Annotated in this window: 10 protein-coding genes; 8 read left to right on the top strand and 2 right to left on the bottom strand. The window is 67.0% G+C overall.

Annotation, left to right across the window (positions count from 1 at the left end; all coding sequences use genetic code 11):
* Positions 1 to 155: 155 nt before the first annotated feature.
* The 4 genes from ACW6W5_RS08070 to ACW6W5_RS08055 all read left to right on the top strand — a co-directional run bounded on the left by ACW6W5_RS08070 (position 156) and on the right by ACW6W5_RS08055 (position 5144).
* Entirely contained in the window at positions 156 to 638 is a 483-nt protein-coding gene (locus tag ACW6W5_RS08070; RefSeq protein WP_152151863.1) for a DUF3574 domain-containing protein, read from the top strand.
* A 35-nt stretch (positions 639 to 673) separates the two neighbouring features.
* Positions 674 to 1534, top strand: a complete 861-nt coding sequence (locus tag ACW6W5_RS08065; protein ID WP_152151865.1) for an XAC2610-related protein — start codon at positions 674 to 676, stop codon at positions 1532 to 1534.
* Between the two features lie 84 nt (positions 1535 to 1618).
* A complete protein-coding gene (locus tag ACW6W5_RS08060) occupies positions 1619 to 3340 on the top strand; it encodes a thiamine pyrophosphate-dependent enzyme (protein ID WP_152151867.1) in 1722 nt (573 codons plus the stop codon).
* Between the two features lie 205 nt (positions 3341 to 3545).
* A complete protein-coding gene (locus ACW6W5_RS08055; RefSeq protein ID WP_152151868.1) occupies positions 3546 to 5144 on the top strand; it encodes a SulP family inorganic anion transporter in 1599 nt (532 codons plus the stop codon).
* A 20-nt stretch (positions 5145 to 5164) separates the two neighbouring features.
* Here ACW6W5_RS08055 and ACW6W5_RS08050 read toward each other — a convergent pair whose 3' ends face one another.
* A complete protein-coding gene (locus tag ACW6W5_RS08050) occupies positions 5165 to 5875 on the bottom strand; it encodes a glutathione S-transferase (RefSeq protein ID WP_193222760.1) in 711 nt (236 codons plus the stop codon).
* Between the two features lie 114 nt (positions 5876 to 5989).
* Here ACW6W5_RS08050 and ACW6W5_RS08045 point away from each other — a divergent pair, with 114 nt between their 5' ends.
* The 4 genes from ACW6W5_RS08045 to ACW6W5_RS08030 all read left to right on the top strand — a co-directional run bounded on the left by ACW6W5_RS08045 (position 5990) and on the right by ACW6W5_RS08030 (position 12516).
* Entirely contained in the window at positions 5990 to 7306 is a 1317-nt protein-coding gene (locus ACW6W5_RS08045; RefSeq protein WP_152151872.1) for a retropepsin-like aspartic protease, read from the top strand.
* A 105-nt stretch (positions 7307 to 7411) separates the two neighbouring features.
* A complete protein-coding gene (clpB, locus tag ACW6W5_RS08040) occupies positions 7412 to 9997 on the top strand; it encodes an ATP-dependent chaperone ClpB (RefSeq protein WP_121039199.1) in 2586 nt (861 codons plus the stop codon).
* Positions 9998 to 10121: 124 nt separating this feature from the next.
* The gene (locus ACW6W5_RS08035) at positions 10122 to 11423 is read left to right on the top strand and encodes an O-acetylhomoserine aminocarboxypropyltransferase/cysteine synthase family protein (protein ID WP_152151874.1); all 1302 of its coding nucleotides are present in this window, start codon (positions 10122 to 10124) and stop codon (positions 11421 to 11423) included.
* Positions 11424 to 11634: 211 nt separating this feature from the next.
* Positions 11635 to 12516, top strand: coding sequence for an AraC family transcriptional regulator (locus tag ACW6W5_RS08030; RefSeq protein ID WP_152151875.1), 882 nt, complete (start codon positions 11635 to 11637; stop codon positions 12514 to 12516).
* 6 nt (positions 12517 to 12522) lie between these two features.
* On the opposite strand, the gene ybaL is transcribed toward ACW6W5_RS08030, so the two are convergent.
* Positions 12523 to 14226: a YbaL family putative K(+) efflux transporter gene (ybaL, locus tag ACW6W5_RS08025; RefSeq protein WP_088433889.1), complete on the bottom strand. Its 1704-nt coding sequence runs from the start codon at positions 14224 to 14226 to the stop codon at positions 12523 to 12525.
* Between the last annotated feature and the right edge of the window lie 139 nt (positions 14227 to 14365).

Raw genomic sequence — 14365 nt, 5'->3', positions numbered from 1 at the left:
GGATGAAGCGATATATTATCTTCGCGTGATGTCCCTGTGTGATGCAAGTCCCATCGGGGTGGTTATCAGCAGATAGCCGTTGGCGATCTGCGCCGGACCCGGATGTCCGGCACGCTCCTTCCCCTGCCTGTCCCTGTGTTTCCGGAGAGTTGTCCATGTCGTTCCGCGCCATTCTGTTTGCCCTGGTCCTGGCCACCAGCGGCTGTGCCACCGCCACCCCGGCCGCCACGCCGACCCCGCCCGCCACTGCCACGGCCACCCTGCAGGGCGACGCCGCCCGCCCGGATGCCGCCGCCGGCTGGGTCCGCAGCGAGCTCTATTTCGGCGTGGGCGAAGAAACCGGCGTGGCCGACCGCCCGCAGACCGAGGGCATCAGTGACGCGCAGTGGCGCGCCTTCCTCGACAAGCAAGTCACGCCGCGCTTCCCGGACGGCCTGACCGTGTTCGACGCCTACGGCCAGTGGCTGTTCCGCGGTGCGCCCGAGCCGAACCGCCTGCGCACCAAGGTGCTGGTGGTCCTGCACGAGAACACCCCTCAGCGCCGCGCCGACATCGAAGCGATCCGCCTGGCGTGGAAGCAGGCCACCGGGCACCAGTCGGTGCTGTGGGCGCAGCAGGCGGTTGAAGTATCGTTCTGATCCAGGGCGCCGCGGTGGCGCTGCACGGAGCGATGATGAAACACAGGGATGCGATGCTGGCCGCGCTGTTGATGGGCCTGGCGGTGACGTGCGCGCACGCGCAGGATGCCGACCCGGCCCGGCTTCAGCTCGAGGTGGCTGCCGGCGTGCAGGTGCAGGCGACACTGCAGGACGACGGCGGCATTGCCGTCGTACTGGCACCGTCGGGCATGCGTCAGGTGCTGCCGGGGGTGACCGACGCGGACGGCAACGCACGCCTGTCCGCCGAGGACGTCGATTTCGATGGCCGCCCGGAGCTGGTCGCGCGCGCCGCGGTCGGCATGGTCAACGAGGCGGTCGCGGTCTACCGCTACGTTCCAGCGCGACAGGAACTGGTGGCGCTGGCGCCCATCCCGAACGACCGCGCGCAGTGCGGTGACCTGATGGGTCTGACCGTGGAGGAAGACAACCGCACCCTGAGCAGCAGCTGCCGCAGCGGGCCGATGTGGTACGTGGATCAGTACCGCTACGACGGCGGTCGCCTGTACCTGTACCGCGCCGAGCGCCTGCTGATGCTCGACGATGTACTCGAGCCTTACGTGTTCGTGAAGCAGACCGCCGACAGCGGTCCGCTGGCGGTCTGGAGTAGCTTCGATCCTGACGGCAACGTGCTGGAGACGGCCATCGGCGATGGCCTGGAGGCACCGCGCGCCGGTTCGCCGCTGCTGCGCGTTTCCGGCCATGTGAGGGTGGCGCGGCTGCCCTTGTACAGCCAGCCCGGTGATGCCACGACCAAGCGGTATCTGGTGCGCGATGACCGCGTGGAACTGCTGGATGAGCGCGATGGGTGGGTGCAGGTGCGTTATGACAATCCCACACGCGGCGCGGTGCTGGGCTGGGTGAACACGCAGCCGTGATCGCGCGCTGCCACGGGTAAACCCACATGAGTGTCACTTGCCCGGGACTAGGCTGACGCTTCCCCCTCGTCGTGGAAGCATGTCATGAGCAAGCGCGTTGCCGAGATCGTGGTTGAAACCCTGCAGGCCGCCGGTGTCCGTCACTGTTACGGCATCGTCGGCGATACCCTCAATTACGTCACCGATGCCATCCACCACAGCGAGATCGAGTGGGTGCACATGCGGCATGAGGAAGTGGCTGCGTTTGCCGCCGGTGCCGAGTCGTTGATCAGCGGGCAGCTCACCGCCTGCGCCGGCTCGTGCGGCCCCGGTGGCCTGCACTTCATCAACGGCGTGTTCGAGACCAACCGCAACCGCGCGCCGATGGTGTTGATCGCCAGCCAGGTGGTCACCGCCGAGCTGGGCATGGAGTTTCCACAGGAAGTCGATTTCAAGGCGGTGTACAGCAGCTGCAGCGTGTTCTGCGAACAGGTACAGAGCGCCGAGCAGGCGCGCCGCGTGGTGACCCTTGCCTGCCAGGCCGCCATCAGCCGCCGCGGGGTGGCGGTGGTGATCCTGCCCGCCGACATCAGCGAAGCCGAGGTCAAGCACGATGTGCCGTTCTCGGTGCACTACACCCAGCCGGTACTGCGCCCCTCGGACGATGAACTGCAGCGCATCGCCGCGCTGATCGGCGAGGGCAAGCGGATCGGCATCTATGCCGGTGCCGGTTGCGAGGATGCACACGATGCGCTGGTCGCCCTCGGGGCCAGGCTCAAGGCGCCGATCGCGCATACCTCGCGCGCGAAGGATTTCGTGGAGTACGACAACCCGTACAACATGGGCATGACCGGCATCTTCGGCATCGAGTCCGGGTACCACACGCTGATGGCCTGCGACACGTTGCTGCTGCTCGGCGCGGACTTCGCCTGGGGCCAGTACTACCCGGACAAGGCGACCCTCATCCAGGTGGATCGCGATGGCAGCCATCTTGGCCGCCGGCACCCGGTGAACCTCGGCGTGGTGGGCGATATCGGCCCGACCCTGGAGGCGCTGCTGCCGTTGCTGCCCGAGCGTGAGGACCGCAGCTTCCTGGACGAATGCCTGGAGCACCGCGAGAAGGCGCTCGCCACGCGCGCCAAGGAAGAGCAGCCGGGCGAGGGTGAGCTGATCCACCCGCAGCACCTGACCGCGCTGATCGACCGCCACGCTGCGGACGATGCGTTGTTCACCGCCGACGGTGGCTCGCCGATGGTCTGGATCCTGCGCCATATCCGCGTCAATGGCCGCCGCCGCACGCTGACCAGCCTGCTGCACGGCACGATGGCCAACGCGATGCCGCAGGCGCTGGGCCTGCAGAAGGCCTACCCGGGCCGGCAGGTGATCTCGCTGTCCGGTGACGGTGGCCTGGCGATGCTGCTCGGCGATCTGCTCACCGCGGTGCAGGAAAACCTGCCGATCAAGGTGGTGGTCTACAACAACAGCTCGTTGAACTTCGTGGAGCTGGAGCAGAAGGTCGAAGGCCTGCTGGACAACTACACCGACCTGAAGAACCCCGATTTCGGCCGCCTGGCCGAGGTGATCGGCTTCTACGGGCGCACGGTCACCCGCTCGGAAGACCTGGAGCAGGCCGTCCAGGACATCCTGGCCCATCCCGGCCCGGCGCTGCTGGACGTGCACACCAGCCCGACCGAACTGGTGATGCCGCCGCAGGTGGAGGCCAAGCAGGTGGCCGGAACTGCCCTGTACGCGGCCAAGGCGCTGCTGAGCGGGCAGGTCGGGGATGTGAGGGACCTGCTGGCCAACAACTTCCTCAACAAGCCCTGATCCCCACGCGGTCCGGTAATGCCGGCCGCTGGCCGGCATCCTCAGGATGCTCCAGGCAATGGCGGGAGCCGGCCAGCGGCCGGCACTACCGCGCGGTGCCGCGTCCCCCGTCGGCGGGCGTTTCCCGGCGTTCCATCCATGCGCCTGTTACTGGGGGCGGGGAGGCCCTACCATCGGCTACCCCCTCCCCACGGCCGCCCTGCGCATGTCCGCCACTGCTCCCGTCCCCACCGGACGCCCCCGCTGGTTCGTTGCCGGCGATCTCAATGGTTTCTTCGGCCTGGTGGTAGACAATCTGTCGATCCTCGGCTTCATCGCGATGGCACTGGTCGGCATCTTCCAGTTCCCGGCCGATGTGGTGTTCGGCCGCATGTTCCCGGGCACCGCCTTCGGCGTGCTGGTCGGCAACGTGCTCTACACCTGGATGGCCCGGCGCCTAGCTGCGCGTACCGGCCGTGACGATGTCACCGCGATGCCGCTCGGCCTGGATGCGCCGACCAGCATCGGCATGGCGCTGCTGGTGCTCGGCCCGGCCTTCCTGGCTTTCAAAGGGCAGGGCTTGGCGCCGCACGATGCCGCCATCGCGACCTGGCAGCTGGGCATGGCCTCGCTGGTGATCATGGGCGTGCTCAAGGTAATCCTTTCGTTCTTCGGCGAAGCGGTCACCCGCGCGCTGCCACGTGCCTCGCTGCTCGGCTCCATCGCCGGTATCGCGATCGTGCTGATGGGCTTCCTGCCGCTGCTGGAAACGCTGCGCTCGCCGATCGTCGGCTTCGTCACGCTGGGCCTGCTGCTGTACGTGCTGATCGCCAAGCGCAAGTTGCCGATCCGCGCGCCCGGCGTGCTGGTCGCGTTCGTGTTCGGCACGATCCTGTATTACGGCCTCGGGCTTGCCGGGCTGGGTGCACCGGGCTTCAAGGTGCCTGAGTGGGTGCCGCCGCAGGTGGTGCTGCCGTGGCCGACGCTCGGCTTCATCGACGGCCTGCCGACCGCGATCACCTACCTGCCGCTGCTGCTGCCGTTCGGCCTGCTGATGGTGGTGGGCGGCATCAATGTCTCCGAGAGCGCGCGCGCCGCCGGTGACGATTACCGCACCCGCGACATCCTGCTGGTGGAAGCCATCGCCACGCTGGTGGCCGGCTTCTGCGGCGGTGTGGCGCAGACCACGCCGTACATCGGCCAGCCGGCCTACAAGCACATGGGCGCGCGCAGCGGTTACACGCTGCTGACCGGCCTGTTCGTCGGCATCGGCGGCATGCTGGGCGTGATCTCCGGGCTGGTGCAGTGGCTGCCGCTGGCTGTGCTGGCCCCGATCATTGTGTACGTGGCGATCGACATCACCACCCAGGCCTTCCAGGCCACGCCGCGCGAGCATGCCGGCGCGATGGTGCTGGGCTTCCTGCCCTCGGTGGCGTACCTGCTGGCGATCAAGGCCCCGGGCTGGATCGCACCGGAACAACTGGCGGCGATGACCTCCACCCTGGATGGGCATGGCCTGCCGGAGCTGGCGGTGATCTTCACCCTGGGCAATGGCTTCATCATCACCTCGATGCTGTGGATCGCGGCAGTGGTGGCGATGATCGACGGGAAGCTGCTGCGCGCCTCCGGGTTCCTGCTGGTGGCCGCGGCGCTGACGCTGTTCGGCCTGATCCACTCGGTGGACCCGCGCGGTGGCATCTATCTGCCGTGGCAGCTGGAAGGACTGCCGAAGATCATCAGCTGGCAGTTCACCGGCGCCTATGTGGCGCTGGCCGGGTTGCTGGCGTTGTTGTCGCTGCAGAAGCAGCCTTCAGAGCGCGCGTAGCGCTCTGGTCGTGCTACGGATCATGCCTCGCCATCCAGCGCCGGGTAATGCCGGAAGATGCCGTTGGTGTTGAACGGCAGACGGCGTTCGGAGGCGAGATAGGCGGCGATGTTGGGCCGGGTTTCCACCCGGTCCTTCAATGCACGCAGTTGCGGCAGCGTCGGCCACAGTGCCTGCATGCGGCGCGGGAACATGTACTCCAGCCCGCTCAGCAGCTGGAACAGGGAGAGATCCACGTAGGAATGCTCGCGCAGCGGATGCCGCCCGCCGTTGTGCTTGAGCACGTTCTCGAAATAGCCCAGGAACTTGGGCATGCGCTCGCCGCGCATGGAGGCGGCGCGCGCCTTGGCTTCGTGCTTCTGATCCTCGTAGTACATCGACGCTGCGATCGGGTGATGGGTGTCGTGCACCTCAGCGACCAGATCGGCGATGGTCAATTGCAGCTGGAGTGCCTGCTGCCGCCGTGAACTGGCATCCGGGACGAGGCCGAGTTCCGGGCCCAGGTGGTCCAGGATCGCGCCGACCTGGGCGATCACCTGCCGGCCGGTACGCAGAAACGGAGGCGCGAATGGCTGCAGGCCTTCAACCTTGCCCTGCAGGTACGGCTCCATGACCGCATCGCCATGGATGCGCGCCATGTCGGTGTAGCCCGCGCCGGCATCTTCCAGCGCCAGCCGCACGAACTCGCCGCGGCCTTGGATGCCGGTCCAGTAATACAGTTCGTAATGCATGCCGCCACTCCGTATGGAACCGGCCTCCAGCATCGCCGGTGCTGCCGAAAGCAGGCGTGAGCGCAGCGTGGTTCCCGTGCTAGGGTCGAGCGGGCATGTTGATGGGAGTACGCGATGCGGAAGTGGGTCCTGGGCATGTGCGTGGCGGTGTTGCCGGCCACGGTGGCGGCCGATCCGGTGGCACTGCACGATGGGTTCGGCTACAGCGATGCGGTGCTGCGTGCGGAACTGACCTCGTTGCGTGAGATGAGCGGTGCATCCGGTCCGCGCCGTCACCTCGGTGCAGCGGGCTACCATCGTGTCCGTGGCGAGCTGGCCGCCTCCAACCGTGCAGCACGCCAGTGCCTGGATGAAACCCGGGATGCACCGCCGGCGCTGCAGGGTCTGGCGTTCCTGTGCGAATCCACCCTCGCGGGCAATGCGCTGATCGAGGGCGATATCGCCGGATGGGCGAGCCTGATGCTGCGCGTGCGCGAGGACTACCAGCGCACCATCGTGCCGATGCTCAGGGCCGGCGATGAAGTGCCCGATGTCACCCGGCCGGCGTTCGCGTCCTTCACCACATGGCCGCGCAGCGCGCTGCCCGCAGCCGAGCGGGCGCAGGACGTGGCGGTGCCGATCCAGTTCAGCAATGAGTTGCCCTCGGTGACCCTCACGCTGCACGGCACGCGCGATGGCGCGCCGGTCACCCAAGAGGCCGCCTTCATCGTTGATACCGGGGCCCCGCGCTCGCACATCAGCCGCGCGCTGGCCGACTCGCTCGGCCTGGCCGTTACCGAGGGTTTCGTGGTGTCGCGCATCGTCGAGGGCGATATCCAGCAGGCGGGCCTGGTGGCACCGATCGATATCGAGGTGGGTGGGCAGCGGGTGCGTGATGTGTCGTTCAACAGCGAAGCGGCGCGCGAGCTCAACCTGATCGGCCTGGACGTGCTGCGCGCACTGGGGCGGATCACGCTCTCGCGTGAAACGCTGACGCTGCTGGGAGCACACACCCCGGCCGCGTGCACGCGCCGGACCGTTTTCACCTCCTCGCTGTGGGGTCCCTTCCAGCAGGTCCGCTTCCCGATCCGGGGCCGCGAGAACAACCTGATGCTGGTCGACACGGGCTTCCATGGGGCCTTCCAGATGCGCGGCGCGCCGCGCTCGTCGGTGCCGGCCGCCGCGATCCAGCGCAGGAACGTGATCACCACGCGCGGTGCTGAGGACATCGAGTACGCGCCCGCCAGCACGCCACTGCAGGTCACCGATACGTTGAGCGACATCGCGGTGGATATCGCGTTCCAGCCGCCGGATCTGTTCCCTTCGTCGTGGCGGATCGGCTACGGCGTCACCGGGGGCTACACCGTGGCATTGGACCTGCCCGCCGGTCTCGGCTGCCTGGTCCCGCAGCCGCCCGAACCGCCGCTGCTGGCCCGGCCACCGACGGCCTGACGAACCCTGAATCGGCATCTCATCCACCCTTGAAACACGCCCCCGTAACCGCATTTCAGGGACAGTGCTGGCACGGCCAGCCCCGTTTACATCGAGGACAAGAACATGCGGATGGACAAGCTCACCTCGCGTTTCCAGCAGGCGCTGGCCGACGCGCAGTCGTTGGCCGTGGGCCGCGACCACAACATCATCGAACCGGTGCACGTGTTCAGCGCGCTGCTGGACCAGCAGGGCGGCAGCACGCGCCCGCTGCTGGCCCAGGCCGGCGTCAACGTGCCGGTATTGCGCGAACGCTTGAATGAAACCCTGGAGGCCCTGCCCAAGGTCTCCGGACAGGAAGGCAACCTGTCGATCGGCAACGATCTGAACCGGCTGCTCAACAACACCGACAAGCTGGCCCAGCAGCATGGCGATGCCTTCATCGCCAGCGAGTGGTTCGTGCTGGCTGCGGTGGACGATGGCGGCACCCTGGGCATGGCGCTGCGCGCCGCCGGTGCCGACAAGAAGAAGATCGAGACCGCGATCGACAAGGTGCGCGGCGGCGAGACCGTGCAGTCGGAAAACGCCGAAGACCAGCGCCAGGCGCTGGAGAAATACACCATCGACCTGACCGCGCGGGCCGAGACCGGCAAGCTGGATCCGGTGATCGGCCGCGATGAGGAAATCCGTCGCACCATCCAGGTCCTGCAGCGCCGCACCAAGAACAACCCGGTGCTGATCGGCGAGCCCGGCGTGGGCAAGACCGCCATCGTGGAAGGCCTGGCCCAGCGCATCATCAACGACGAAGTGCCCGAGGGCCTGCGTGGCAAGCGCGTGCTCTCGCTGGACATGGGCGCGCTGATCGCCGGCGCCAAGTTCCGCGGTGAGTTCGAAGAGCGCCTCAAGGGCGTGCTCAACGACCTGGCCAAGAGCGAAGGGCAGGTGATCCTGTTCATCGACGAGCTGCACACGATGGTCGGTGCGGGCAAGGCCGATGGCGCGATGGATGCCGGCAACATGCTCAAGCCGGCGCTCGCCCGCGGTGAACTGCACTGCGTCGGCGCGACCACGCTGGACGAATACCGCAAGTACATCGAAAAGGATGCTGCGCTGGAACGCCGCTTCCAGAAGGTGCTGGTCGGCGAGCCGAGCGTGGAAGACACCATCGCGATCCTGCGCGGGCTGAAGGAAAAGTACGCCGTGCACCACGGCGTGGAGATCACCGACCCGGCCATCGTCGCGGCGGCCACGCTCTCGCACCGTTACATCGCCGACCGCCAGCTGCCCGACAAGGCCATCGACCTGATGGACGAGGCCGCCTCGCGCATCCGCATGGAGATCGACTCCAAGCCGGAGGAGCTGGACCGCCTGGAGCGGCGCCTGATCCAGCTCAAGATCCAGCGCGAAATGCTCAAGAAGGAAAAGGACGATGCCTCGCGCCAGCGCCTGGCCGATCTTGAGAATGACATCGATGCGCTGGAGCGCGAGTTCTCCGATCTCAACGAAATCTGGAAGTCGGAGAAGGCCACGCTGCAGGGCGCGACCCGGATCAAGGAACAGATCGAACAGGCCAAGCTGGAACTGGAATCGGCCCAGCGCCGCCAGGATTTCGGGCGCATGAGCGAGATCCAGTACGGGCAGCTGCCGCAGCTGGAAAAGCAGCTGGCGGCCGCGCAGGAAGTGGAAACCAGCGAGTTCAAGCTGGTGCAGGATCGGGTCACCGCCGAAGAGATCGCCGAGGTGGTCTCGCGTTGGACCGGCATCCCGGTCAACCGCATGCTGGAAGGTGAGCGCGACAAGCTGCTGCGCATGGAAGACATGCTGCACAACCGCGTGGTCGGCCAGGAAGAGGCGATCAAGGTGGTGTCCGATGCGGTGCGGCGCTCGCGTGCGGGCCTGTCCGATCCGGATCGCCCGAGCGGCTCGTTCCTGTTCCTGGGGCCGACCGGCGTGGGCAAGACCGAACTATGCAAGGCGCTGGCTGAATTCCTGTTCGACAGCAGCGACGCGATGATCCGCATCGACATGAGCGAGTTCATGGAGAAGCACAGCGTCGCGCGTCTGATCGGTGCGCCCCCGGGCTATGTGGGCTACGAAGAAGGGGGCTACCTCACCGAGGCGGTGCGCCGTCGCCCGTACTCGCTGATTCTGCTGGACGAAGTGGAGAAGGCGCATCCGGATGTGTTCAACATCCTGTTGCAGGTGCTCGACGACGGCCGCCTGACCGATGGCCAGGGGCGCACGGTGGACTTCCGCAATACTGTCATCGTGATGACCTCCAACCTGGGCTCGCACCAGATCCAGGACATGAGCAGCGATGACAGCCCGGAGGCCTACACGCAGATGAAGGCGGCGGTGATGGGGGTGGTGCAGGCGCACTTCCGCCCGGAATTCATCAACCGCCTGGACGACATTGTCGTGTTCCATCCGCTGGACAAGGTGCAGATCAAGCAGATCGCCCGCATCCAGATGCAGGGCCTGGAGAAGCGCCTGGCCGAGCGTGGCCTGCGCATCGAGGTCAGCGACGAGGCCTTCCAGCTGCTGGGCAACGTCGGCTTCGATCCGGTCTACGGCGCCCGCCCGCTCAAGCGTGCCATCCAGTCGCAGCTGGAGAACCCGCTGGCGCAGAAGATCCTCTCCGGCGAGTTCCTCAATGGCGATGTGATCCGGGTCGATGCGGCCGAGGGCAAGCTGGTGTTCGTGAAGGGCTGAGCCCCGCGCGCGCCGGCGGCTTGATAACCGTTGGGCCTCACACCATGCATGTTTGGCATGAACCCCCGCTTCGGCGGGGGTTTTTTGTTCGGTATCGTCGGCATTCACCTGGAGACAATGCGATATGTCCGAACACGGCAGTCCCGAATCACAGTGGCGCGCGGAGACCATCGCGGTGCATGGCGGTTACCGGCCCGATCCCACCACCCGCGCGGTGGCGGTGCCGATCTACCAGACCGTGGCCTACGCCTTCGATGACACCCAGCATGGCGCGGACCTGTTCGACCTGAAGGTGCCGGGCAACATCTACACCCGCATCATGAACCCGACCACCGATGTGCTCGAGCAGCGCATCGCCGCGCTTGAGGGCGGCATCGGCGCGCTCGCCCTGGCCTCGGGCCAGGCCGCGATCACCTACGCGATCCAGACCATCGCCGAGGCCGGCGACAACATCGTCTCGGCCAGTGCGCTGTATGGCGGCACCTACAACCTGTTCGCGCACACGCTGCCCCAGTTCGGGATCGAAACGCGCTTTGCCGACTACCGCGACCCGCAGGCGTTCGGCGCGCTGATCGATGACCGCACCAAGGCGGTGTTCGTCGAGTCCATCGGCAACCCGCGCGGTAACATCACCGACATCGAAGCGGTCGCGAAGATCGCGCATGCGCATGGCGTACCGCTGATCGTGGACAACACGGTGGCGACACCGTACCTGCAGCGCTCGTTCGATTTCGGCGCGGACATCGTGGTGCATTCGCTGACCAAGTACCTCGGGGGACATGGCACCAGCCTGGGCGGGGCGATCGTGGATTCCGGACGCTTCCCCTGGGCGGAGCACAAGCAGCGTTTCCGCCGCTTGAACGAGCCGGACGTGAGCTACCACGGCGTGGTCTACACCGAAGCCCTCGGGCCGGCCGCCTACATCGGCCGCGCGCGGGTGGTACCGCTGCGCAATACCGGCGCGGCGATTTCACCGTTCAATTCCTTCCTGATCCTGCAGGGCATCGAGACGCTGGCACTGCGGCTGGACCGGATCAACGCGAACACCCTGGCCGTGGCCAAGCATCTGCAGGGCCATGCCAAGGTGGCCTGGGTCAACTACGCCGCGTTGCCCGACCACCCCGAACACGCGCTGGTGCAGAAGTACCTGCGCGGCCACGGCTCCGGCGTGCTGACCTTCGGCCTGCCCGGTGGCCGCGCCGCCGGCGCGCGCTTCCTGGATGCACTGCAGCTGTTCACCCGTCTGGTGAACCTGGGCGATGCCAAATCACTGGCCACGCACCCGGCCTCGACCACGCACCGGCAGCTGGATGCCGCCGAGCTGGAGAAGGCGGGCGTCAGCGAAGACACGGTGCGCTTGTCGGTCGGCATCGAGCACATCGACGACCTGCTGGCGGACCTGGAGCAGGCGTTGGCCAAGGCGTAGAGGTGGGACCCACGGCGGCCGGTGCGGGCCGGCCGCCGTGGGGGTTTTGCCATGGCGCCATGGATTCTCTGCCATGGGGGTAGGGCCGCGCATGGCGTGGCTCTACGCGCGGGGTTAGGATCGGCTGACGATCCCCCAACTGCGCAAGATCGGCCACGCGCAGGCGCGGGGCACGGCGCAGGCTGAGCATCACCTAGAGAGGGAGCCCGCCATGCGCCGCATTGCCCAGGTACGCCAGCGCCACGGTATCGATCGTGTCATCGCCCATCTGCAGGCGTGCCTGCGCGCTGGCGATCCCTTGCCCGATCTGGAGGCACTGGCCGCGATCGCGCACCAGTCGCCGTTCCACTTCCATCGCCTGTACCGCGCGCTGACCGGCGAAACGCCCGGGCGCACCGTGGCGCGCCTGCGTCTGCTGCAGGCGCTGACGCTGCTCGGCCAGGCCGAGAGCCGGGTCACCGAGGTCGCCTTGAACGTCGGCTATGAAAGCCCGCAGGCGCTGGCCCGTGCCTGTCGCCAAACGCTGGATGCCACGCCGAGCACGTTGCGTGAGGATGCCGGGCTGCGCAGCCACTGGCAGCAGCGGCTGTCGCTGCCGGCGGGCGATCACGCGGACGGGACGGTGCCGTTGCAAGTTACGGTGACCACGCTGGAGCCTTTCGATGTGGTGGCGCTGCGCACGCAAGGGGCCTTCGATGATCTGGATCAGGCCTTCGGCGAGATCTTCACCTGGGCGGCGGAGCAGGGATGGGCCGAACAGTTGCAGCAGCTGGTCGGCATCGCACGGACGGACCACCGCGACGCGCCGGCGCAGGAATGCGTGTTCGATTGCGCAATGGGATTCGGGCGCACGCCGCAGGCGCTACCAGCCCCGCTGCGTACGCTGACGCTGGGCGGTGGCACGTATGCCGTGCTGCGCCATGTGGGCAGTTACGCAGGGCTGGAGGCCGCCACCGATGCGCTGCTGCGCGACTGGCTGCCCGAGAGCAGCCACACGCTGCGCGACGTCGAGCTGTATTACCACTACCTCGACGATCCGGAAGAGGTCCCTGAGGCGATCCTGCGTGCGGATATCTGCGTGCCGGTCGCGTAGCGCCCCTCACACCACTGGAATGCTGTGCTGCTGCCCCATCGTGCGGTACGGCGGGGTGGACATCACCATCTCGGCTAGCGAGTAAGCCAGTTCGCGCTCGGCCATCACCGTGCCATCGGCACCGTGGGCGAGCAGGTGCTTCACCTCGGCATCGCTATGCGCCCTTGCCAGCAGGGTCAGGCCGGGGTTGAGCGCGCGCAGCTTGGCCAGCGTTTCACCGGCTTCCAGCGGCTGCGGAATCGCCAGCACGGCGATCTTGGCGCGCTCGGGATGCGCTTCGGCCAGCACGCGGTCGGAGGCGGCACTGCCGCGGATACCGGGCAGGCCGGCCGCGTGTGCTTCGGCGACGTGTTCCTTGTTGTCGTCGATGATCATCACCGGTACGCCCCGGTCGCGCAGTACCTGCGCCAGCGCGCTGCCGACGCGGCCGTAGCCGATCACGATGGCATGGTCGTGCAGGTCCAGCGACGGGCCCGGCGGCAATTCCGTCTCCACCGTGGTGGGGGCGGTTTCCTGATGCTTCAGCAGCCAGCGGTCGAGCAGGCCGAACACCAGCGGGTTGAGCATGATCGAGATCAGTGCACCGGCCAGCACCAGCGCCTGACCGGTCGGCGGCAGAATCCCCAGCGTCACGCCGAGGCCGGCAATGATGAAGGCGAATTCGCCGATCTGCGCCAGGCTGGCGGAAATCGTCAGTGCGGTACCGGTCGGATGGCCGAACGCGCGCACGATCACGAACGCAGCGGCGGATTTGCCGAACATGATGATCGCCGCGGTGGCCAGGACCTGCCACGGGTGCTCGATCAGGATGGCCGGGTTGAACAGCATGCCGACCGAGACGAAGAACAGCACCGCGAACGCATCGCGCAGCGGCAGTGAATCATTGGCGGCTTTGTGGCTCAGTTCGGATTCGTTGAGCAGCATGCCGGCGAAGAACGCGCCGAGTGCGAACGACACGCCGAACAGCATCGCCGAGCCGAACGCCACGCCCAGTGCGATGGCCAGCACGGCCAGGGTGAACAGCTCGCGCGAACCGGTGCCGGCGATGCGCTCCAGGATCCACGGAATCACCCGGCGCCCGACCACCAGCATCACCGCCACGAACAGGCCCAGCTGCACGAAGGTCCAGCCGATGCTGGCCAGCACGCTGCCGACGGTATGGGTTTCATTGGCCGCATCGGGCCCGAACACGCCGGCCAGGACCGGCATCATCACCAGCGCCAGGACGCAGGCCAGGTCTTCCACGATCAGCCAGCCGATGGCGATCTTGCCGCGCGTGGTTTCCAGCAGGCGCCGTTCTTCCATCGCGCGCAGCAGCACCACGGTACTGGCGGTGGCCAGCGAGAAACCGAATACCACGCCATAGATCACCGGCCAGCCCATCAACGCCGCCAGGCCCCAACCGAGCAGGGTAGCGACCAGGATCTGGCCGATCGCACCCGGGATGGCGATCGCTTTGACCTCCATCAGGTCTTTGAGCGAGAAATGCAGGCCGACCCCGAACATCAGCAGCATCACGCCGATCTCGGCCAGCTGGTTGGCCAGTGCCTGGTCGGCGACGAAGCCGGGGGTGAACGGACCTACGCAGATGCCTGCAATCAGATAACCGACCAGGGGAGACAAACGCAGCTTGTTGGCCAGCGCGCCGAAAATGAAGGCGAGCCCAAGGCCAACGGCAACGATGTTGATCAGGTCGGTGTCATGGTGCATCGGGGCTCGCAAAGAGGGGGGGTACCCCGATTTTCACCGATGCGGCCGGTCCGGGCAAACATCGATGGCCGCAATGCTGCTATGTCCCCGTGGTCAGGTCATGTGCTGTCCGGGACAGCCCGTAGGTTGAACGGTGAAT

It is taken from the genome of Stenotrophomonas sp. IS26 (assembly GCF_054188265.1).
Note: the sequence above shows the minus strand (reverse complement) of the source record. Positions and strands in the feature narration are given on the sequence as shown.